This is a genomic window from Leifsonia psychrotolerans, assembly GCF_013410665.1.
In the GTDB taxonomy this organism is placed as follows: Bacteria; Actinomycetota; Actinomycetes; order Actinomycetales; family Microbacteriaceae; genus Cryobacterium; species Cryobacterium psychrotolerans_A.
This window is the reverse complement of the sequence record NZ_JACCFM010000001.1, coordinates 1,748,998-1,769,144: the sequence shown is the minus strand read 5'-3', so window position 1 is coordinate 1,769,144 and position 20,147 is coordinate 1,748,998. Positions and strand designations below refer to the sequence as shown.

Below are 20,147 nucleotides of genomic sequence, written 5' to 3'. Positions count from 1 at the left end.
TGGCGCCATGACCACGACGACAGGCCGCGAGCGGACACCCGCAGCGGCCGGGCCGCTCGCCCAATCCCAGAATCTGACAGTGACTGACTGGAAGACGACGATCGCCCTCGGGATCTTCGCGATCATCGCGATTGTGCTGTTCATCGGATTTGGGCGGGATGGTGACTCCACATTCTCATTCACCTCGAATCAGACCGATGTGATTGCGCTCCCGACGTTGGCGATTCCGGCACGGGGGTTTGGGATCTTTGTGGCAGTCGTGGCAGTGCTGATGGCAGCTGGCAGCGCCCTGCTCACCCGCACGCGTCGCAAGACGCCGATGTGGTACATCGCGATCTACGCTCTGCTTCTGCTGATCGCGTTGCTCGCCTGGGCCACCGTCGGAAACACGCTGCCGGTCACGGGGCTGCTTGCCGGATCACTGGCACTGTCGGTTCCGCTGATTTTCGGCGCGATGGGCGGCGTGTTGTCGGAGCGAGGCGGCGTGGTCAACATCGCCATCGAGGGCCAGTTGCTGGCGGGCGCGTTCGTGTCCGCCGTCGTCGCCTCGACCACACACTCGGTGATCGCAGGCCTGCTTGCCGCGATGGTTGCGGGCACCCTGGTGTCATTCATTCTGGCGGCATTCTCGATCAAGTACTTCGTCGACCAGGTGATCGTCGGTGTGGTGCTCAATGTGTTGGTGCTGGGGTTGACGAACTTTCTCTACACGAGCATCCTCGCGAACGATGCGGCAACGCTGAACTCGCCTGCCCAACTTCCCACGCTTGCCATCCCCGGGCTCAGTGCGATTCCGGTGCTCGGCCCGGTGCTGTTCAACCAGACGATCATCGTCTATCTGATGTACATCGCTGTCGCCGTCGTGTCCTACGGGCTGTTCTTCACCCGGTGGGGTCTTCGGCTGCGCTCGGTCGGTGAGCACCCGCAAGCGGCGGACACTGTCGGTATCAACGTCAACAGCACGCGGTTCTGGAACGTGTCCCTCGGCGGGGCGATCGTTGGTCTCGGCGGCGCATACTTCACACTCGGCTCGGTCGGCGCCTTCACCGAAGACGTGACCTCCGGTGCTGGGTACATCGCTCTCGCCGCCGTGATTTTCGGGCGCTGGAACCCCATCCGCGCCACCCTGGCTGCTCTCCTGTTCGGCTTCGCCAACAATCTGCAATCCGTGCTCGGAATTCTCGGTTCGCCGATTCCGAGCGACTTCCTGCTGATGCTGCCGTACCTGGTGACCATCATCGCGGTCGCAGGCCTGATCGGGCAGTCACGCGCACCCGGCGCCGACGGAAAACCGTACATCAAGTCGTGAATCGCCCACCCTCTACCCGCGAGATCGGACTGGTGGTCGTCATTACCCGCTGAGAGCGACCACGACTCCGATCTCGCGTGTGTTTTCGTCTCCTTCACAACTCGCCCACCCTGATTTCATCCACGGGTACAGCCACAACGGAGAGTACGAGGACGGCTCGCGGGCAACATCGGGGGATGAAACCTCTCTCACAGCTCCCGCCGGCACTGTTAGGAAAAGCCTTTCTGGTCACCGATGACACGGGAATTTCACGAAGTCGGCTGCGCGCCGCAGACGTGCAACGGCCCTCCCGAGGCGTGCGCGCTGTCGGGATCGATGTGCACGACGTGCGAGGGCGTTGCCGTAGTTATCTTCCTCGAATGTCGCCCGGTCACGCATTCAGCCAGGTGACCGCGGCACAGCTGTATCGGATTCCACTCGCGCTTCGCTGGGAAACCTCAGCCATCCTCCACGTCGCCGTCAACGAGTATGACGAGCCCCCGGATGTCGTCGGGGTGCGCGGGCATCGATTCGTCGGACTCGCCGACCACGTGCGTACATTTCGAGGTTTTCGCGTCACGGACCCAGCGATCACATGGTGCCATTTGGGAGCAATCCTCTCCCTCTACGATTTGGTGGCCGCGGGCGACTTTCTCGTCTCCGGGCGGGTGCTGGACAACGGTCGGGAGTCTCCTCTTGCGACGATCGCGGAGCTGACAAAAGCTGCACGAGAATTCAGGGGGCATCGTGGCGTGAGGAATGTGCGTGCAGCACTGGAGAGGGTGCGCACCGACGTGGATTCGCGCCCCGAGACCTGGACTCGGCTACTTCTGATCGACGCTGGGTTGCCTGAGCCGGTTGTGAATCTGCCGATCTATTCTGCATCTGGGGAACGGCTTGGCAAGCCGGACCTCGCCTACCAAGAAGCACGCACGCTCCTGGAGTACGAAGGGGACGAGCACCGCGTGAGTAAGTCGCGATTCCGCAGCGATATCGCGAGACGCGAGCGGTTCGAAGCCAACGGATGGCGCGTCATCAGGGTCACAGCAGACGACGTCTTCACCTCTCCGAGGGTGTTCGTAGCTCGCGTGAGAAGAATCCTGATGCAGCAATCTCACGCGAGATCGGAGTCGTGGTCGTCATAACGCGCTGAGAACGACCACGACTCCGATCTCGCGAGACGGATGCTGTCGCGTGGGGAACGCACATCCGAGCCAGATAGGCTCGAGGCATAATGGCACATCTGCTCGGGGCCGAGTCCCTGCACCTCGAATTTCCCACCCGCGTCATCTTTGACAGCGTCACCGCCGGCATCGATGAAGGCGACCGCATCGGCATCGTCGGCCGTAATGGCGACGGCAAGTCCACGCTGCTCAAGCTGCTGGCCGGCCGTATGGAGCCCGACTCCGGTCGAGTGACCCGTCGCCGAGGCATCACCATTGGCGTGCTCGACCAGTCCGATGACCTCGTTCAGGGAGTCACGGTCGGTCATGCGATCGTCGGCGGCATCGACGAGCACGTCTGGGCCGGCGACTCCAAGGTTCGCGACGTCATCGGCGGTCTCGTGCGCGACATCCCGTGGGATGCCCTCGTCGACGACCTGTCCGGTGGCCAGCGCCGCCGCGTCGCACTCGCCGCCGTGCTTGTCGGCGACCATGACGTCGTCTTTCTCGATGAGCCCACCAACCACCTTGACGTCGAAGGAATCTCGTGGCTGGCTGGCCACCTGAAGACCCGTTGGGCCGCAAACTCCGGCGGGCTGCTGGTCGTCACACACGACCGGTGGTTCCTCGACGAGGTCTGCAATGCAACCTGGGAAGTACACGACCGTCTGATCGAGCCGTTCGAGGGCGGCTACGCGGCCTACATTCTGCAGCGCGTCGAGCGCGATCGTTCGGCCGCCGTCTCGGAAGCCAAGCGCCAGAACCTCATGAAGAAGGAGCTCGCCTGGCTGCGCCGCGGAGCCCCCGCCCGCACGGCCAAGCCAAAGTTCCGCATGGACGCCGCTTACGAACTGATCGAGAACGAGCCACCGCCCCGCGACACCGTGTCGATGCAGTCGATGGCCATGCAACGCCTGGGCAAGGATGTCGTCGACCTGATCGACGTCACCGTCACCTACGAGACGCCAAGTGGCCCGAAGACCGTGCTGAACGACATCACCTGGCGCATCGCGCCGGGCGAGCGCACCGGCATCCTGGGCGTTAACGGTGCGGGTAAGTCGACGCTGCTCGGGCTCGTCGCGGGCACTGTCACACCCACCACGGGTACCGTCAAGCGTGGCAAGACCATCAAGGTCGCCGTGCTCACCCAGCAACTCGCCGAATTGGCCGACATTCAGAACGACCGTGTCAGCGATGTCATCGGCCGCCAGAAGTCGTCATATGTTGCCGCTGGCAAGGAGATCACCCCCGGCCAGATGCTCGAACGGATGGGCTTCATGAGCGCGCAGCTCTCGACCCAGGTCAAGGATCTCTCGGGTGGGCAGAAGCGTCGCTTGCAGCTGCTGTTGATCGTGCTCGACGAGCCGAACGTACTCATCCTCGATGAGCCCACCAACGACCTCGACACCGACATGCTTGCGGCGATGGAAGACCTGCTCGACTCGTTCCCCGGCACGCTGCTGGTCGTCTCGCACGACCGGTACTTGATCGAGCGCGTCACCGACAACCAGTATGCAGTGGCTGATGGCGCTTTCCGCCACCTGCCCGGCGGCGTCGACCAGTACCTGCAGCTGCGCACGAAGAGTTCCGGAGCGACCGGGTCGCCGACTGAAGCGAGCGGGGCGGCGAGCGGTTCGAAGAAGTCGAGCCTCGGTGGCGCCGAACTGCGCAACGCGCAGAAGGAACTCGCCTCGATCGACCGTAAGGTGGCCAAGCGTCAGGCCGAAATCGCGGCGTTGCACCAGAAGATCGCAACGCACGATCAATCCGACTACTCTGGCCTCGGCACGCTGACGGCCGAGCTCAGTGACCTCGAAGAATCTGTCGCGAGTTTTGAGACGCGCTGGCTCGAACTGACGGAGATGCTCGGGGAGTAGCCGCGCACCACTCAGCCACGACACCGATCGGGTCGTGTGGAAGCACCTGTCTGGTGTTTCCCACGGCCCGATTGTTGTGTTCTGGCCGGGCCGCGTGGGTGCCGGATGCTCTCGGTGCGGCGTTTCATGCCGAGGCTTCGACAATTCAACACTGCATCGAAGAAGCTGTGACAAAGTGTGACGCCGTGGTCATCGGGGCGCAGAAAGTTCGTCTACCGTAGAAACGTGCCTCGCAACGCAGCGGCACAGACCCCCACTTGTTTATCCCGTGGTTTCTCTGTGCCACTTTGCGCCCGCCAACCGGCTCTCCAAGGAGGACAGGCGCACACAGCGAAAGGGAATTGATCATCGTGAACAAGAAGCTTCTGGCCGCACTCGCGGTCGTACCGCTTATCGCTCTGCTGGCCGGCTGCGCGGGTGCCTCTGGCGCATCCGCTGGCTCGGAGTCGAGTGCAGACAAGGTTGTGAAGATCGGTGTCGTCAACGCCGGCGACGCGTACTGGGCCGACTACACGAAGGCCGCGGCAGACGAAGGCATCACCGTCAAGATCGTCAGCTTCTCGGACTACCCGCAGCCGAACCCGGCGCTGACCGAGGGTGAAATCGACCTCAACCAGTTCCAGCACATCGTCTACCTGGCCGACTACAACGTTGCGGCCAAGCAGGATCTGACCCCGATCGGTTCCACCGCGATCTACCCACTCGGCCTGTATTCGAGCAATGTCACGGATGTCGCCGAGATTGCGAAGGGTGACACCGTCGTCGTTCCGAACGACAACAGCAACCAGGCCCGCGCGCTTCTCATTCTGCAGTCAGCCAAGCTCATCACCCTCAAGAGCGGTGGAAGCATCTTCTCCGACCTGAGCGACATTGACACCGACAAGTCGAAGGTTCAGGTGAAGGCGCTCGAGGCAGCGCTCATCCCGACCTCCCTGCCGGATGTCGCAGCAGCCGTCATCAACAACGACTTCGTTGCCAAGGCCGGACTCACCCTCGACGACGCCATCGCAAAGGATGACCCCTCCGACCCGAACGCCCTGCCCTACGTCAACGTTTTCGCCGCCCGCGCGAAAGACAAAGGCAACAAGACCTACCAGAAGCTCGTTGAGATCTACCAGAACTCGAAGGCCGTGCAGGATGGCGTGCTGAAGGTTTCAGGCGGAACCGCAGTGCTGCTGAAGACCCCCGTCGCCGACCTCGAGGCGTCACTTGCCAAGGTTGAGAAGGACACCGCAGCGCAGAAGTAGTAGCGCTACGAAGCAGTGAAGCACCACCCAGCATGACTCTGCAGTCCCGGTGACGCCCACAAGGTGGCATCGGGACTGTTTGGTCGTGAACGCACTTACGAAGGAAGCCCATGTCAGTCGCCCGCGCCGTTGTCGAACTCCGAGGAGTGAGCAAGGTCTATCCCTCCACCGTCAAGGGCGGCCAGCCGGTCGTCGCCATCGACGATGTGAGTCTCACGGTCGAGGCGGGCGACGTCTACGGCATCATCGGCTACTCGGGCGCCGGCAAAAGCACACTCGTGCGTCTGGTCAACGCGCTGGAACGTTCCTCGGGCGGTGAAGTGTTGGTCAACGGCACCGACATTGCCGCACTGTCCGAGCGCGATCTTCGGCCGGTCCGGGCCGGCATCGGCATGATTTTTCAGCAGTTCAACCTGCTGAACTCGCGCACCGTCGCGGCCAACATCGCGTATCCGCTGGAGGTTGCACGGGTGCCCAAGGGGGAGCGCGCAGCCCGGGTCGCCGAACTGCTCGAATTCGTCGGCCTGAGTGAGAAGGCCAAGGCCTACCCCGATCAGCTCTCCGGCGGGCAGAAGCAGCGTGTCGGCATCGCCCGAGCGCTGGCCACCTCGCCCAGCATTCTGCTCGCCGATGAGGCAACGAGTGCGCTCGACCCCGAAACCACCCACGAGGTACTCACCCTTCTCAAGCGCATCAACCAGGAATTCGGCGTCACGATCATCGTGATCACACACGAAATGGATGTCATCCAGACCATCGCGACGAAGGTCGCGGTGATGGACCAGGGGCGGGTGATCGAGCGCGGCGACGTCTTCGACGTGTTCTCGAATCCGCAAGCCGCGGCATCCGCCCGGTTCGTTTCGACCGTGGTGAAGGGGATTCCGTCGGCGGCGGAACTCGAAACCCTGCAACAACGTCACGCCGGCCGGATCGTGACGCTGTCGTTCCGCGACGCCGCGGTCGACCAGGCTGCCGTGTTCGGCGAACTCACTCGGGGCGGGGTGGCCTTCCAGGTGGTGTACGGCGGCATCAACGAGATTCAGGGCCGCCCGTTCGGGCATTTGACGTTGTCGCTGAGTGCTGACGATGCGGCCATCGATACGGCGCTCACCCGAATTCGAGTGCTGACGACCGTGACGGAGGCGCGATAGACATGGACGCCCTGATCAACCTTCTTCCCCAGTTCGGTACCGCCACCGTCGAGACGCTCTACATCGTCGGAATCACCCTTCTGCTCGGTGGGCTCGGCGGGCTCGTCGTCGGGCTCGGCCTCTATCTGACCCGGGCCGGAAACGTTCTTGAGAACCGTGCCGTTTCGGTGGTGCTGAATGTGCTGGTGAACTTCATCCGGCCGATCCCTTTCATCATCTTCATCGCCGCCGCTCAGCCGTTGGCCCGACTGGTGGTCGGCACTGGCATCGGTAACCCCGCCGTCATCTTCACCATTTCGTTGGCCGCGACATTCGGCATCGCCCGCATCGTCGAGCAGAACCTGATGACCGTGTCGCCCGGCGTGGTGGAGGCGGCCCGTTCGGTCGGCGCCAGCCCGCTTCGCATCATCCTGACAGTGCTGTTGCCCGAAGCGCTCGGCCCGCTGATTCTCGGCTACACCTTCGTCTTCGTGGCCCTGGTCGACATGATGGCTGTCGCCGGCGCGGTCGGGGGAGGCGGACTCGGCGACTTCGCGATCACCTATGGCTACCGGCAGTTCAACCCGGTCGCGACCTGGGCTGCAGTTCTGGTCATCATTGTGCTGGTGCAGGTCGTGCAGTTCCTCGGCAACGGGCTGGCGCGCAAGGCCTTCCGTCGCTAGATCGTCGAGCGCGCCCCGTTGGTCGAGTGCCGCGTTGATCGAGCGTGTCGAGATCCCCGCCGGCGGTGTGGCGGGGTCTCGACACGCTCGGCCGGCGGGTCAGTCGAAGTCGAGCGAGAGCTTACGCAGCAGGCCGGCCAGATGGGCTTGCTCCGACGCGGAGAGCGTTGCCAAGAGCTCGGCTTCGGCGTCGACGAGGCGCGTGATTGCCGCATCCACCCGGGTCAACCCACCCTGCGTCATGCCGACGAGGATGCCGCGCCCGTCGTGGGGGTCTGTGCGGCGAGTGACAAGATCCCGCTCGACGAGTCGGTCGATGCGGTTCGTCATGGTGCCGCTGGTGACCAGCGTTTGCTGCAGCAACAGCTTGGGGCTGAGCTCGTAGGGAGTGCCAGCACGGCGCAGCGCAGAAAGCACATCGAATTCCCAGGATTCCAGCTCGGAGCGTGAGAACGCCGTACGGCGCGCCCGATCGAGGTGCTTGGCGAGACGGCCGACCCGAGAAAGAACCTGCAACGGCGCAAAATTGAGGTCGGGCCGTTCGCGACACCAGGCGTCAACGATTCGGTCGACTTCGTCACTCGCAGGCATCTGACCATTATTGCGGTCGCTTTGACCGTTCGCGGCACGCGAGGCCTCTCGGATCTGGCAGACTTGACTGCGATACCGGTCTCGATCGGCGTCATCCGCCGTAGTGTAATGGCAGCACGACAGCCTTTGGAGCTGTTAAGTCCAGGTTCGAGTCCTGGCGGCGGAGCACTCACAGCCTCGATCTCAAGGAGACAAACCGTGCCAGATCCCCGCCTCGCGATCGTTGTTCTCGCCGCAGGACAAGGCACTCGAATGAAGTCGACACTCCCCAAGCTTCTGCACCCACTTGCAGGCCTGCCCCTGGTCAGCCACGTGCTCTCGACGGTTGAGACGTTGGATGCCGCACATGTCGTCAGCGTCGTGCGTTACGAGCGCGACCGACTCGCCGCCGTCATCGCCGAACAGCTGCCCGTGAGCCTGATCGTCGACCAAGACGAGATTCCGGGCACGGGCCGCGCGGTCGAACAGGCCGTCGCCGCATTGCCGTCCGACTTCGACGGTGAGGTGCTCGTCGTTAACGGCGACGTTCCACTTCTCGACGCGGCAACCCTCACCGACTTCATCGCAGCCCACCGTGCCAGCCAGGCTGCGGCCACGGTTCTCTCGGCCGTGTTCGACGACGCGACCGGCTACGGCCGAATCATTCGTTCCGAGTCGGGAAGCTTCGACCGCATCGTCGAGCAGAAAGATGCCACGGATGCAGAGAAGGCCGTTGACGAGATCAACGCGGGCGTCTACCTGTTCGGCGTGTCGCAGCTGCGCGACCAGCTCGCGCACCTCGACACCAACAATGCGCAGGGCGAGAAATACCTGACCGACGTGATCGGGCTGCTCCGTGCCGCCGGATCCGACGTCGCTGCAGTGCCGGTCCGTGAACCGTGGCTGGTTGCCGGCATCAATGACCGTGCCCAGCTCAGCGAGGCAGCCCTCATACTCAACGCCCTGATCGTGCGCAGTTGGCAGCTGGCCGGCGTCACAATCGTCGACCCGGCCACCACCTGGATCGACGTGAAGTCGACCCTGGCGCCGGATGTCACACTGCTGCCCGGCACACAGATCCAGGGCGCCACGACCGTGGCGACCGGAGCCACCGTGGGACCGGACAGCACGCTGATGGACTGTGAGATCGGTGAGAACGCTGTCGTGAAGCGCACCGACGCGACCCTCGCGGTCGTCGGGGCCGGGGCATCCGTCGGTCCCTTCGCCTATTTGCGCCCCGGCACCGTGCTGGGCACAGACGGAAAAATTGGCACCTTCGTCGAGACGAAGAACGCAACAATTGGCGCTGAAAGCAAAGTGCCGCACCTGAGTTATATCGGTGACACCGTGGTCGGTGTCGGCTCCAATGTGGGAGCCGGCACGATTACGGCCAACTATGACGGCGTCAACAAACACAAGACCGTGGTTGGTTCGCATGTGCGAACCGGGTCGCACAACGTGTTTGTGGCTCCGGTTAGAATTGCTGACGGAGCCTACACGGGCGCCGGAACCGTGGTCCGCAAGGACGTGCCAGCCGGTTCGCTGGCCATTAACGTGGCTCCGCAACGCAATATGGACGGCTGGGTTCAGGCCAACCGCCCGGGAACCGACGCGGCGAAGGCCGCATCAGAAAGCGGAGACTAGTGTCTGAAATCAAGGCCAAAGGCGAAAAACGACTCGTAGTAGTTTCGGGGCGAGCGCACCCGCAGCTGGCGATCGAAATCGCGGAAGAACTTGGTTGTGACCTAGTTCCCACCGATGCACGCACCTTCGCAAATGGCGAAATCTACGCGCGCTTCGACGAGAGCGTGCGCGGCAGCGACGCGTTCGTGATTCAGTCGCACACGGCGCCCATCAACGAGTGGCTGATGGAACAGTTGATCATGGTCGACGCCCTCAAGCGCGCCTCCGCCAAGCGGATCACCGTCGTCGCCCCGTTTTACCCGTACGCGCGTCAAGACAAGAAGGGCCGCGGTCGCGAGCCGATCTCGGCTCGTTTGGTTGCCGACCTGTTCAAGGTCGCCGGCGCCGACCGCATCATGTCGGTCGACCTGCACGCTGCCCAGATTCAGGGCTTCTTCGACGGCCCCGTCGATCACCTTTTCGCCATGCCCGTCTTGCTCAAGCACATGCGTGAGCAGCTCGACCCGTCGACGCTGACCGTCGTCTCACCCGACATGGGCCGCGTGCGCGTCGCCGACATCTGGAGCGACAAGCTCGGCGTGCCCCTGGCCATCATCCACAAACGTCGTGATCCGCTCGTGCCGAACCAGGTCTCGGTTCACGAGATTGTCGGCCAGGTGGAAGGCCGCGTCTGCCTGCTGGTTGACGACCTCATCGACACCGGCCGCACGATCGTCAAGGCCGCCGAGGCACTCAAAGCAGCCGGAGCCATCGGCGTCGTCGTCGCGGCGACCCACGCCGTGTTCAGCGACCCGGCGATCGAGTTGCTGCAGTGCGAGGCGATCTCGTCCGTCGTGGTCACCGACACGCTTCCGGTTCCCGACGACAAGCGCTTCCCGACCTTGACGGTTCTTCCGATTGCTCCGCTGCTGGCTCGCGCCATCCACGAGGTCTTCGAGGACGGCTCGGTCACGTCGATGTTCGACGGCGCCGCCTAAACTCGTTACGCCCACTCGCGCAAGCTGAGGGGTTGCAGGTCGACCTTCCCAAGGTGTCGGGGGGTCGATCTGCGTCCCCTCAGTTTTTTTGACCCTTCGCTGTGTGTGGAACAGGGAGGCTGGTCGACGATCAGGCGTTGACGCCGGGCTGGGTTGCCTTCGGTGCGGACGGAATGATTCCGAGCGGTACGACGAACGTCTCGCGCTCGTTGCGGTCGACGGCGTAGCACTGCCAGCCGAATCCTCCCGCTCCACTGAGTTCGAACCGGGCATCGAAGTCGCTCGAGAACGGGTAGTAACGCGCGACGGCGACGGCGCACGAGCGGGAAGCCGTGGTCTGGGCAACCTGCACCGTGGTCAGAATGCCCGGAACGATCAGGCCGATGATGCCGAGCACGACAGCGATCCGCACCGTCGCCATGAAGCGTTTGCTGCGCAGCGGTCGTCGGTTGTCGATCGGCTCGTAGCCGGAGAGTTCGGGATGAAAGTCGCTCATGGTCGTTTCCAGTATCCCTCACTCGGCGCTTCGGCGGACAAAAAAGGCTCGTCGCGCGGGGCGCAGACGAGCCATTTCCGCCCCTCACGGGGATGAGCAGAGATTAGTGGGAAGAGCCCACCGTTTCGATCTCACTGCGGTCGCCCGACCACAGGGTGTGGAAGGTGCCCGGCATGTCAACGCGCTTGTAGGTGTGCGCGCCAAAGAAGTCACGCTGACCCTGCACGAGCGCGGCAGGCAGACGCTCACTGGCGAGTGAGTCGTAGTAGCTGAGAGCCGACGAAAAGCCGGGAACCGGGATGCCCGACAGCGCAGCCGTCGAGACGATGCGGCGCCAGGCCGACTCGCCGTCGGTGATGGCTTGTGCGAAGTACGGGTCGACGAGCAGGCTTGTGATCGTTGAGTCGTTGGCGTAGGCATCCTTGATGCGGTTCAAGAACTGGGCACGGATGATGCAGCCACCGCGCCAGATCGTGGCGATGGCGCCCTTGTCGATGTTCCAGTTGTATTTTTCGGCACCGGCGATGATGGCGTCGAAGCCCTGAGCGTAGGCGACGACCTTGGAGGCGTAGAGGGCGGCGCGCACGTCGTCATGGAAGGTGTGGCCGACGACGGCGATCTCGGGGCGGGCCGTGATGCCGGCGCGAACCGGACCGCGCTGTTCGGGGTGGCTGGAAACAGCGCGGGCGAAGACAGCCTCGGCGATGCCGCCGACGGGCACTCCCAGGTCGAGGGCGTTCTGCACGGTCCACACGCCGGTGCCCTTCGAGCCTGCCTCGTCGAGGACGATGTCGACGAACGGCTTGCCGGTCTTGGCGTCGACCTGGCGCAATACCTCAGCGGTGATCTCGATCAGGTAGCTCTCGAGCTCGCCCTCATTCCACTCGGCGAAGATATCGGCGATGGCGGCGGGGGAGTGGCCGCCAACCTGGCGCAGCAGGTCGTACGCCTCGGCGATGAGCTGCATGTCGGCATATTCGATGCCGTTGTGGATCATCTTGACGAAGTGGCCGGCGCCATCCGTGCCCACGTGCGTGACACAGGGCACGCCATCGACGACAGCTGCGATTGATTCGAGGATCGGCCCGAGGGTCGTGTACGCCTCGACCGATCCGCCAGGCATGATCGACGGGCCCTTGAGCGCGCCCTCTTCGCCGCCGGAGATGCCGGCGCCGACAAAGTTGACGCCGGTGGCGCGCACGGCGGCCTCGCGACGGATGGTGTCGTGGAAGTCGGCGTTGCCGCCGTCCACGATGATGTCGCCGGGCTCGAAGAGTGCGCTGAGCTGGTTGATCACGGCATCCGTGCCGGCGCCAGCCTGCACCATGATGATCGCGGTACGGGGACGGGCGAGCGACGAGACGAATTCTTCGATGGTCTCGGATGCGACGAAGCCGGACTCGGGGTGCTCGGTCGTGAGCAGTCGGGTGCGTTCGGGGGAGCGGTTGAACACCGCCACGGTATTTCCGTCGCGGCTGGCGAGGTTGCGGGCGAGGTTTGAGCCCATCACCGCCAGTCCGACTACGCCAATGTTTGCTGTTGCGAGCTGCTCTGCGCCCATGAAATGGCTCCTGTTGTGTGATCTGACGATGAATGAGGAAGTGTGCCCGATCGAGTGGGGGCACGAAAAACTGTCACCGAACTCCACGCTAGCAAACGAGGGAGTGACGGTGATTTTGTTAGAGCAGATCTGAATGTTAGCGTTTCTCATTGAAATCTGATTTATTACGTGGATTGCCGCGAATTGATCTGATCCGAAGAAGTGTCTGGTTCGAGTTGCGGAGCGTCAATGTCTGATGAAGTTCAGTACCCCATCTGCGTGATGGGGGTGCAAGGGAGCGGAAAGTCGACGATTGGCCGCGCCCTCGCGCAGTCCCTCGGTCTGCGCTTCTTCGATGGCGACGACCTGCACAGCGTCGAGGCCAAAGCGAAAATGGCCTCGGGGCTGCCGCTCACCGACGACGACCGCTTGCCCTGGCTCGTCCGGGTCGCCGCGGTCGTGGCCGACGCACTCGCGCACGGCGAGCCCATCGTGATCGCCTGCTCAGCTCTCAAGCGCAGCTACCGCGACCTCATGCGCGAGACCGTGCCGACCCTGCGCTTTGCGCAGCTCGAGGGCAGCCAGGAACTGATTGCCGAGCGTCTGACGCACCGCAACCACGAGTACATGCCCTCGACACTTCTCGACTCGCAGTTCGCCACGTTGGAGCCATTGGCTGCCGACGAAGCGGGAACCCGCGTGTCGCTCACCCTGACTCCCGACGAGATCGTCGGGCGCTTGACAAAAGAAATTGGACGCTGATGACCGATCTACAACTGAACTGGGTGCTCTCGACACCCGCACTCCTGGGAATTGCGGCCGCCGCAATCGCGCTGCTTCTTGTGCTGATCATGAAGTTCAAGATTCATGCCTTCCTCTCCCTGATCATCGTCAGCATTCTGACCGCGGTGGCGACCGGTGTCCCGACCGCCCAACTCGTGCCCACCCTGCTCGTGGGATTCAGCGGAACGCTGGGTAGCGTCGCACTCCTCGTGGGCCTCGGCGCGATGCTCGGCCGGATGCTCGAAACGAGCGGTGGAGCGCAGGTGCTCACCGACTGGCTGATCAGCAAGTTCGGTGAGAAACGTGCCCCGCTCGCGCTCGCCGTAGCCTCGCTGATGTTCGGGTTCCCGATCTTCTTCGATGCCGGGCTTGTCGTGATGCTGCCGATCATCTTCGCCGTGGCTCGTCGTCTCGGTGGGTCGTTCCTGCTCTACGCATTCCCCTCGGCGGTCGCGTTCTCGGTCATGCACATCTTCGTGCCGCCGCACCCCGGACCGGTTGCGGCAACGGGTCTGCTCGGAGCGGATGTCGGACTCGTTCTGATCTTCGGTCTCATCGTCGCCCTGCCCACGTGGTACTTCGTCGGACACCTGTTCGGCCGCTACGTCGGCAAGAAATACAACCTGCCCGTGCCCTCCATTCTGCGCGGCAGCACCGGCGAAATGGCCGAGTTCGCCTCGGCACCCAAGCTCGGCACCATCCTCACCCTGCTGTTGCTGCCGCTCGTGCTGATCTTCCTCAACACCGGCTTGAACATGCTCGCCACGGCCGGAATCGTCTCGCTCGACGACACCTGGGTGCAGATTCTGCGCGTGTTCGGTGAGACCCCCGTCGCGCTGCTGATTACCGTGATCCTCGCCATGATCCTGCTCGGCTGGCGCAAGCGGAAGTCCTCCAGCCTGATCGAGACCGTTGTCGACAGTGCGCTCGGCCCGGTCTGTTCAGTCATCCTGATCACCGGTGCCGGTGGAATGTTCGGTGGAGTGTTGCGCGCTAGTGGCATCGGCAACGCCGTCGCCGACTCGCTCGATTCCATCGGCCTGCCGGTCATCATCGCCGGCTTTGTGATCGCCGCCGTCGTGCGTATCGCACAGGGTTCGGCCACCGTCGCCCTCATCACGGCGGCCGCTCTCATTCAGCCGGTCGTGCTCGACAACCCGGCGTACAACCCGGTGCAGCTCGCTGCAATCGTGCTGGCCCTCGCCGCCGGCTCCGTCTTTGCGGGTCACGTGAACGACTCCGGCTTCTGGCTGGTCAGTCGCTTCTTCGAGATGGACACGAAGACCACTCTGAAGACCTGGACAGTCGGGCAGGCGCTCGTTGGTGTCATCGGCTTCGTCATCGCCCTGGCGATCTTCCTGATCGCCAGCGGGGTGTAGTCCCGAAGGGGGAAGGCTTCGGCCTTCCCCTTTCGAGGTTCATCCCCAGTTCCATCCGCTTGACTCGTTCCGTCGATTCGGACTCGTTGCAGCCGCTCGACCGGATTCAGCCACTGAAAGGCGGTGCCCCATGGCATCCACTCTGTTTGATATCACGGGGCGCATCGCTCTCGTCACCGGATCCAGTCGCGGCATCGGCCGCGCCATCGCCGACGGGCTGGCCGACGCGGGCGCCATCGTCGTACTCAACGGCCTGGACCCGGCGCGCCTCGCCGCCACTCAGGCCGACTTTGCACGCCGCCACGGGGCCGAACGCATCCACGCGCTCGCCTTCGATGTGACGGATGCCGACGCCGTTGCATCCGCGATTCAATCCATTGAAGACGAGATCGGCCCACTGCGCATCCTTGTGAACAACGCCGGAGTGCAGCACCGCGTGCCGATGCTCGATCTGGACGTCGCCGATTGGGAGCGGGTCATGAAGACCAACCTCACCAGCGCCTTCCTGGTCGGCCGTGAGGCGGCCCGTCAGATGATCCCGCGCGGTGAGGGCACGATCATCAATATCGCGTCGGTGCAAACCGATCTGGCCCGGCCCACCATTGCGCCGTACACGGTGTCCAAGGGCGGCATTCGCAACCTGACCCGGGCGATGACCGCCGAGTGGGCTGCACACGGGCTTCAGATCAACGCGATCGCCCCCGGCTACATCCACACCGAAATGACGCAAAACCTCGTTGATGACGAGACCTTCAACGCCTGGATTCTGGGTCGCACACCCGCACATCGTTGGGGCACCATCGACGACCTCGTCGGTCCGGCCCTCTGGCTCGCTGGCGACGGTTCGAAGTTCGTCAACGGACAGGTCATCTTCATCGACGGCGGGATGACCGTGGTCGTCTAACTTGTTGTCTTCCCCGCAGTACCGATCGAACCCGGAGTAGCCATGACCATCCCCACCGAAACCCTCGCCGTTGTCGCTCATGCCGCCGGAGATCTCCGCATCGAAACCGTGCCGGTGAAGAACCCGGCAGACTCAGAAGCGATCATCGAGATCGCCTACGGCGGCATTTGCGGTTCTGACCTGCATTACTGGCAGCATGGCGCCGCGGGGGAGTCGATCCTGAAAGCACCCCTGATACTCGGCCATGAGGTCGTCGGTACCGTCGTGCAGGCTGCTTTCGACGGATCCGGCTTCGCCGTGGGCACTCGGGTCGCGGTGCATCCGGCCACCCCCGGCGTCGGGGACGGCGCGCCCTTCCCGCTTGACCGCCCGAATCTGTCGCCGGGTTGCACCTATCTCGGGAGCGCCGCACGCTTCCCGCATACCGATGGCGCGTTCGCGAGATTCGTGGCTCTGCCCTGCCACATGTTGCGCGAGCTGCCGGCCGGTCTCACGCTGCGAGCCGCCGCGCTCGTCGAGCCCGCGAGCGTCGCCTGGCATGCGGTGTCGCGCGCGGGCGATCTCGTGGGTAAGCGTGTTCTCGTGATTGGTGCCGGACCGATCGGTTCGCTGATCGTTGCGGTCGCCACGCGGGCCGGCGCGGCCGAGGTCATCGTCACCGACATGCATGATCTGCCGCTGGCGACCGCTATGGCAGTCGGTGCCACGGCATCCCTGATGGCCACGGATGCCGACGCCATTGCCCAGGTCGCCGCTGACGTCGTCTTCGAATCGTCGGGAAGCCACCGCGGCCTCGCCTCGGCCATGCGCGGAGCAACCCGGGGCGGGCGAGTGGTGATGGTCGGCCTGTTGCCCTCCGGCGAGCAGCCCGCGCTGATTTCGTTGGCGATCACCCGGGAGTTGGAACTGGTCGGCTCATTTCGGTTCAATGACGAGATCGACGAGGTCATTGCGGCGCTTTCCGATGGCTCGCTCGTGATCGACAGTGTTGTCACTCACGAGTTTGCGGCAGAGGACGCTCTCGAAGCGTTCGAGGTCGCCCGAGACTCGTCGCGCTCGGGCAAGGTGCTGCTGCGTTTCTAGCCTGCGCCAGCCTGCGCTGCCTGCGCCGGCCTGCGCTGCCTGCGCGCTGAGTTGCGGACATGTGGGCTCTATTCTTCAAAAATTGGCGCGAAAGCCCGCAACTCAGGGGCTCATCACCTCCAGCCGCTGGCGCGCAGGCGAGTTCTGATCCGGGCGATCAGCGCCGCGGGAGTGTCGAGATCGGCCATCGTGAACTGGACGATCTTCCAGCCGTGATCCTCAAGGTCGCCGTTCCGCTGGATGTCTCGCCGCCATTGGCGTAGGTCGGTGCGGTGCTGATCGCCGTGATACTCAACAATGACCTTGTACCTCGGGTAAAGCAGGTCTGGCCGGGCGATGAATCTGCCATCTGGTGCATAGACATTCAGGTTGCACAGGGGCTCTGGAAGGCCGGCCTGCACGATGATGACCCGAAGCAGCGATTCGCGCCGCGACTCCGCACCGTCACGGAGGAGCGGCAACGCAGCGCGGAACGTCGTGCGGCCTCGCCGTCCGCCGAAGCGAGCCGCGGCATCCTGCAGGTCGGCAACGCTGACGACGCCGTGCCTGCGTCGTACCAGAAAATCGCCCGCTGCCACCAGATCGGGCGGTGTCAACACTGTGGCTAGGTCGAGCCAGGTGCGACTGGGGCTCGTGAGCCGCATTCCGTTCCAGGTGACGAGATCGCCCGGTTGCAGGCTGAGGCGATGCCCGACGACGTTCTTCGCATCCATGGCGCGCTTCGGCGGTGCGATTCCGACATGGATCGGGAACGCGCGCTCGAGGTGGGCGGGGAGGGGGATCTGGAGCAACTGAGCGGCGGTGAGATGACTGAAGAACGCGGGCCCTGGCATCCGTTGCGACAGGGCGGCACAGAGCGAGAGCAGCGTGTCGGTCGACGGTGCTGCGGAACGGATGCCCCAGAACGGCGCCGAGAGATCACGGTTGTCGAGGCGCGAACGGCCGACACCGAGTGCTATCGCGTCCGATACCCGAAATGCACCGGTGTCGAGCCCTTCGGGGAGTGGAACGCGCGTTGCCATGAGGACGAGGATCTCGCATCCGCCGTCACGAGGTCAGAATTCTCCACAGCGGACGATGCGCGCGAGTGAGTTGCGGACTTTCAGTACTCAAGAGGCCCACATGACGTCGAATGTCCGCAACTCGGACAGAGTGGGCGCGGGCTACGCCGAATACGGGCGCGGTGTGTCTGCCCAACTCGGCTCGACCTCGGATATCGTGCGGCGCATGATCAATTCCATCGCGGCACGCGCCTTCGCCGGATGCCCGCCCTGAATCGCATCCGCCACATCGACGTGCCATTGCAGTGCGGTTTCATGCGGGTTTGTGGGCATGAGTCCGAGTTCGGTGCGACCCGACAACACTGCGGCGATCGGCTCGTCGAGGCGCGCAAACATCTCGTTACCGGAGCCGTGCAGTACGAGACGATGAAAGAGGATGTCGAGTTCGAGAAAGTGGGCCAGGTCACCGGCGCGACCGGCCGTGCGCATCTGAGCGGCGACAGCCATGAGTTCGGCGGAGGCGGCGGCTGGACAGTGCTGTGCGGCGAGCTCGGCCGCCATGGGTTCCACCGACGAGCGCAATTCGCTCAGCGATCTCAGCTGCGCGCCCTTGCCGGCCCCGGACAGGCGCCAGCGGATCACGGTGGGGTCGTACACATTCCACCGCGCGGCGGGGAGCACTCGAATTCCGATGCGCTTGACCGATTCAACCAAGCCCATCGCGGCGAGCACGCGCACAACCTCGCGCACGACCGAGCGGCTGACGCCCTGACTGCGGGCCAGGTCATCGGAGTGCAGCACCGTGCCAGCCGGAGTTCGGCCGTCGATGACGGCGAGACCGACGTCATCGATGACTCGGGAGTGCAGGCTTGACGGCATGACTGCTAATTTAGCGGGTCGCCGGGGCCGCCTGCTCACCCGCGGCCCGGAGCGAGTCCCCACGCGGCGAGCGGCGCGATTCCGGGCCGCAGTCAGGCGCACGCAGCCTGATCGTGTAAAGTTGACTCTGAACTTCGGCGAGGGATGCCGGCCCTGCAGTATCTCGCAGGGATTGACATCCGTTATCGACGCGGCGAAAAGGCCCTTCGGCTTTTCCTCACGCTGACATGCGTTCGAGTTGAACCAGTAATCACCCGCGAATTGTCGCGGAACTATCTGGGCTGAAGAGCCCCGCAAGGAGATTCATCATGGCTAACGACAATAAGGTTTCCGCAGAGCTGCGCGAGAAGTTCGGCAAGGGCGCTGCCCGCAAGCTGCGCGTTCTGGGCAAGATCCCCGCCGTGATCTACGGCCACGGCACCGACCCGGTTCACGTTGCACTTCCGGCACACGCGATGACCCTGCTGCTGCGTAAGGCGAACCAGGTTCTCGAGATCGACCTCGACGGCACCACGCACCTCGGCCTGGTCAAGGACGTGCAGAAGGACCCCGTGCGCCAGATCATCGAGCACATCGACCTCATCGTCATCCGCAAGGGCGAAAAGGTTGAGGTTGAAGTTCCGGTTCACCTCACGGGTGATGTTTTCCCGGGCAACAACGTCGACGTTGAGACCAAGACTCTGCGTCTGCTCGTCGAGGCAACGCACATTCCCGAGAACGTCGTCATCGATGTGTCGGGCCTTGACGACGGTGCTCAGGTTCACGCCAAGGATGTCACGCTGCCCGCCGGTGCCGTGCTGGCCGACTCGTCCGACCTGCTCATGGTCAACGTTTACGCGCCGCGTGGCGAGGCTGAAGACGAAGCTCCGGCTGCCGAGTAGTCATTTTCAACTGGTTTCGTTCTACGCGGAGGAATCCCCTGGACACGAATCTCTGGCTTGTAGTCGGGCTCGGTAACCCCGGGCCCGGCTACGCCGGTCATCGACACAATGTCGGTCAGATGGTTCTGGCCGAGCTTGCTCTTCGGATGCAGGCGAATTTCAAGAGCCACAAAGCCAACGCGCACGTGGCGGAGGGACGCACCGCGCCCGGTGGACCCAAGCTCGTGCTGGCCAAGCCGAACTCGTTCATGAACGTGTCGGGCAAGCCAGTCTCCGCACTGCTGCGTTTCTATTCGATCCCGCCGAGTCAGATGATCGTCATTCACGACGAACTCGACATCCCCTTCGACACACTCAAGCTCAAAATGGGCGGAGGTCACGGCGGGCACAACGGTCTGCGCGACATCATCGCATCCACCGGCACTGGCGATTTCATTCGTCTGCGCGTCGGCGTCGGGCGTCCGCCCGGTCGGCAGGATGCCGCAGATTTCGTGTTGCGCGACTTCACCTCGACCGAACGCTCTGTGCTGCCGTCCCTGCTTTCTGATGCAGCGGATGCCGTCGAGCTGGTTGCCACCGACGGACTCGTTGCCGCGCAGCAAAAGGTGCACAGCCCGTAACA

Annotated in this window: 19 protein-coding genes and 1 tRNA gene; 15 read left to right on the top strand and 5 right to left on the bottom strand. The window is 63.8% G+C overall.

Going from position 1 to position 20,147, the window contains the following annotated elements; translation table 11 throughout:
* The first annotated feature begins 7 nt into the window (after positions 1 to 7).
* The 6 genes from HNR05_RS08260 to HNR05_RS08235 all read left to right on the top strand — a co-directional run bounded on the left by HNR05_RS08260 (position 8) and on the right by HNR05_RS08235 (position 7,388).
* Positions 8 to 1,309, top strand: coding sequence for an ABC transporter permease (locus tag HNR05_RS08260; RefSeq protein ID WP_179578570.1), 1,302 nt, complete (start codon positions 8 to 10; stop codon positions 1,307 to 1,309).
* 359 nt (positions 1,310 to 1,668) lie between these two features.
* Positions 1,669 to 2,433 carry a hypothetical protein gene (locus HNR05_RS08255; protein WP_179578569.1) on the top strand — a complete coding sequence of 255 codons (765 nt, stop codon included), beginning with the start codon at positions 1,669 to 1,671 and terminating at the stop codon, positions 2,431 to 2,433.
* 89 nt (positions 2,434 to 2,522) lie between these two features.
* Positions 2,523 to 4,328: an ABC-F family ATP-binding cassette domain-containing protein gene (locus tag HNR05_RS08250; protein WP_179578568.1), complete on the top strand. Its 1,806-nt coding sequence runs from the start codon at positions 2,523 to 2,525 to the stop codon at positions 4,326 to 4,328.
* Between the two features lie 350 nt (positions 4,329 to 4,678).
* Positions 4,679 to 5,575 carry a MetQ/NlpA family ABC transporter substrate-binding protein gene (locus HNR05_RS08245; RefSeq protein ID WP_179578567.1) on the top strand — a complete coding sequence of 299 codons (897 nt, stop codon included), beginning with the start codon at positions 4,679 to 4,681 and terminating at the stop codon, positions 5,573 to 5,575.
* 110 nt (positions 5,576 to 5,685) lie between these two features.
* Positions 5,686 to 6,726: a methionine ABC transporter ATP-binding protein gene (locus tag HNR05_RS08240; protein ID WP_179578566.1), complete on the top strand. Its 1,041-nt coding sequence runs from the start codon at positions 5,686 to 5,688 to the stop codon at positions 6,724 to 6,726.
* Positions 6,727 to 6,728: 2 nt separating this feature from the next.
* Entirely contained in the window at positions 6,729 to 7,388 is a 660-nt protein-coding gene (locus HNR05_RS08235) for an ABC transporter permease subunit (protein ID WP_179578565.1), read from the top strand.
* A 99-nt stretch (positions 7,389 to 7,487) separates the two neighbouring features.
* Here the strand turns inward: HNR05_RS08235 and HNR05_RS08230 are convergent, their stop codons facing one another.
* Entirely contained in the window at positions 7,488 to 7,979 is a 492-nt protein-coding gene (locus HNR05_RS08230; RefSeq protein WP_179578564.1) for a MarR family winged helix-turn-helix transcriptional regulator, read from the bottom strand.
* Positions 7,980 to 8,073: 94 nt separating this feature from the next.
* Here HNR05_RS08230 and HNR05_RS08225 point away from each other — a divergent pair.
* The 3 genes from HNR05_RS08225 (at position 8,074) to HNR05_RS08215 (ending at position 10,579) form a co-directional block, all read left to right on the top strand.
* A tRNA-Gln gene (locus HNR05_RS08225) sits at positions 8,074 to 8,145 on the top strand.
* Between the two features lie 32 nt (positions 8,146 to 8,177).
* Positions 8,178 to 9,602, top strand: coding sequence for a bifunctional UDP-N-acetylglucosamine diphosphorylase/glucosamine-1-phosphate N-acetyltransferase GlmU (glmU, locus tag HNR05_RS08220; RefSeq protein ID WP_179578563.1), 1,425 nt, complete (start codon positions 8,178 to 8,180; stop codon positions 9,600 to 9,602).
* Positions 9,602 to 10,579: a ribose-phosphate diphosphokinase gene (locus HNR05_RS08215; RefSeq protein ID WP_179578562.1), complete on the top strand. Its 978-nt coding sequence runs from the start codon at positions 9,602 to 9,604 to the stop codon at positions 10,577 to 10,579. The genes glmU and HNR05_RS08215 overlap by 1 nt, the downstream gene beginning before the upstream one ends.
* A gap of 130 nt (positions 10,580 to 10,709) precedes the next feature.
* Here HNR05_RS08215 and HNR05_RS08210 read toward each other — a convergent pair whose 3' ends face one another.
* Positions 10,710 to 11,075 carry a hypothetical protein gene (locus HNR05_RS08210; RefSeq protein WP_179578561.1) on the bottom strand — a complete coding sequence of 122 codons (366 nt, stop codon included), beginning with the start codon at positions 11,073 to 11,075 and terminating at the stop codon, positions 10,710 to 10,712.
* A gap of 103 nt (positions 11,076 to 11,178) precedes the next feature.
* Positions 11,179 to 12,636 carry an NADP-dependent phosphogluconate dehydrogenase gene (gnd, locus tag HNR05_RS08205; RefSeq protein WP_179578560.1) on the bottom strand — a complete coding sequence of 486 codons (1,458 nt, stop codon included), beginning with the start codon at positions 12,634 to 12,636 and terminating at the stop codon, positions 11,179 to 11,181.
* Between the two features lie 228 nt (positions 12,637 to 12,864).
* Between gnd and HNR05_RS08200 the strand changes: the two genes are divergently transcribed.
* The 4 genes from HNR05_RS08200 (at position 12,865) to HNR05_RS08185 (ending at position 16,764) form a co-directional block, all read left to right on the top strand.
* Positions 12,865 to 13,377: a gluconokinase gene (locus tag HNR05_RS08200; RefSeq protein WP_218868845.1), complete on the top strand. Its 513-nt coding sequence runs from the start codon at positions 12,865 to 12,867 to the stop codon at positions 13,375 to 13,377.
* Positions 13,377 to 14,777: a GntP family permease gene (locus HNR05_RS08195; RefSeq protein WP_179578559.1), complete on the top strand. Its 1,401-nt coding sequence runs from the start codon at positions 13,377 to 13,379 to the stop codon at positions 14,775 to 14,777. The genes HNR05_RS08200 and HNR05_RS08195 overlap by 1 nt, the downstream gene beginning before the upstream one ends.
* Before the next feature lie 130 nt (positions 14,778 to 14,907).
* The gene (locus tag HNR05_RS08190) at positions 14,908 to 15,681 is read left to right on the top strand and encodes an SDR family oxidoreductase (protein WP_179578558.1); all 774 of its coding nucleotides are present in this window, start codon (positions 14,908 to 14,910) and stop codon (positions 15,679 to 15,681) included.
* Positions 15,682 to 15,723: 42 nt separating this feature from the next.
* On the top strand, positions 15,724 to 16,764 hold the full coding sequence (locus HNR05_RS08185; protein ID WP_179578557.1) for an L-idonate 5-dehydrogenase: 1,041 nt from the start codon (positions 15,724 to 15,726) through the stop codon (positions 16,762 to 16,764).
* A 113-nt stretch (positions 16,765 to 16,877) separates the two neighbouring features.
* On the opposite strand, the gene HNR05_RS08180 is transcribed toward HNR05_RS08185, so the two are convergent.
* On the bottom strand, positions 16,878 to 17,786 hold the full coding sequence (locus tag HNR05_RS08180; protein WP_179578556.1) for a PDDEXK family nuclease: 909 nt from the start codon (positions 17,784 to 17,786) through the stop codon (positions 16,878 to 16,880).
* A gap of 141 nt (positions 17,787 to 17,927) precedes the next feature.
* Positions 17,928 to 18,644, bottom strand: coding sequence for a FadR/GntR family transcriptional regulator (locus tag HNR05_RS08175; protein ID WP_179578555.1), 717 nt, complete (start codon positions 18,642 to 18,644; stop codon positions 17,928 to 17,930).
* Between the two features lie 308 nt (positions 18,645 to 18,952).
* Here HNR05_RS08175 and HNR05_RS08170 point away from each other — a divergent pair, with 308 nt between their 5' ends.
* Entirely contained in the window at positions 18,953 to 19,525 is a 573-nt protein-coding gene (locus HNR05_RS08170; RefSeq protein WP_179578554.1) for a 50S ribosomal protein L25/general stress protein Ctc, read from the top strand.
* A 38-nt stretch (positions 19,526 to 19,563) separates the two neighbouring features.
* Entirely contained in the window at positions 19,564 to 20,145 is a 582-nt protein-coding gene (gene pth, locus HNR05_RS08165) for an aminoacyl-tRNA hydrolase (protein WP_179580709.1), read from the top strand.
* Positions 20,146 to 20,147 lie beyond the last annotated feature (2 nt).

Bases quoted from the DNA above. Each gene is read 5' to 3' on its own strand.
- HNR05_RS08260 (WP_179578570.1), top strand. From the start codon at position 8: ATGACCACGACGACAGGCCGCGAGCGGACACCCGCAGCGGCCGGGCCG.
- HNR05_RS08255 (WP_179578569.1), top strand. From the start codon at position 1,669: ATGTCGCCCGGTCACGCATTCAGCCAGGTGACCGCGGCACAGCTGTAT.
- HNR05_RS08250 (WP_179578568.1), top strand. From the start codon at position 2,523: ATGGCACATCTGCTCGGGGCCGAGTCCCTGCACCTCGAATTTCCCACC.
- HNR05_RS08240 (WP_179578566.1), top strand. From the start codon at position 5,686: ATGTCAGTCGCCCGCGCCGTTGTCGAACTCCGAGGAGTGAGCAAGGTC.
- HNR05_RS08235 (WP_179578565.1), top strand. From the start codon at position 6,729: ATGGACGCCCTGATCAACCTTCTTCCCCAGTTCGGTACCGCCACCGTC.
- HNR05_RS08230 (WP_179578564.1), bottom strand. From the start codon at position 7,979: ATGCCTGCGAGTGACGAAGTCGACCGAATCGTTGACGCCTGGTGTCGC.
- HNR05_RS08210 (WP_179578561.1), bottom strand. From the start codon at position 11,075: ATGAGCGACTTTCATCCCGAACTCTCCGGCTACGAGCCGATCGACAAC.
- gnd (WP_179578560.1), bottom strand. From the start codon at position 12,636: ATGGGCGCAGAGCAGCTCGCAACAGCAAACATTGGCGTAGTCGGACTG.
- HNR05_RS08200 (WP_218868845.1), top strand. From the start codon at position 12,865: ATGTCTGATGAAGTTCAGTACCCCATCTGCGTGATGGGGGTGCAAGGG.
- HNR05_RS08195 (WP_179578559.1), top strand. From the start codon at position 13,377: ATGACCGATCTACAACTGAACTGGGTGCTCTCGACACCCGCACTCCTG.
- HNR05_RS08190 (WP_179578558.1), top strand. From the start codon at position 14,908: ATGGCATCCACTCTGTTTGATATCACGGGGCGCATCGCTCTCGTCACC.
- HNR05_RS08185 (WP_179578557.1), top strand. From the start codon at position 15,724: ATGACCATCCCCACCGAAACCCTCGCCGTTGTCGCTCATGCCGCCGGA.
- HNR05_RS08180 (WP_179578556.1), bottom strand. From the start codon at position 17,786: ATGGCAACGCGCGTTCCACTCCCCGAAGGGCTCGACACCGGTGCATTT.
- HNR05_RS08175 (WP_179578555.1), bottom strand. From the start codon at position 18,644: ATGCCGTCAAGCCTGCACTCCCGAGTCATCGATGACGTCGGTCTCGCC.
- HNR05_RS08170 (WP_179578554.1), top strand. From the start codon at position 18,953: ATGGCTAACGACAATAAGGTTTCCGCAGAGCTGCGCGAGAAGTTCGGC.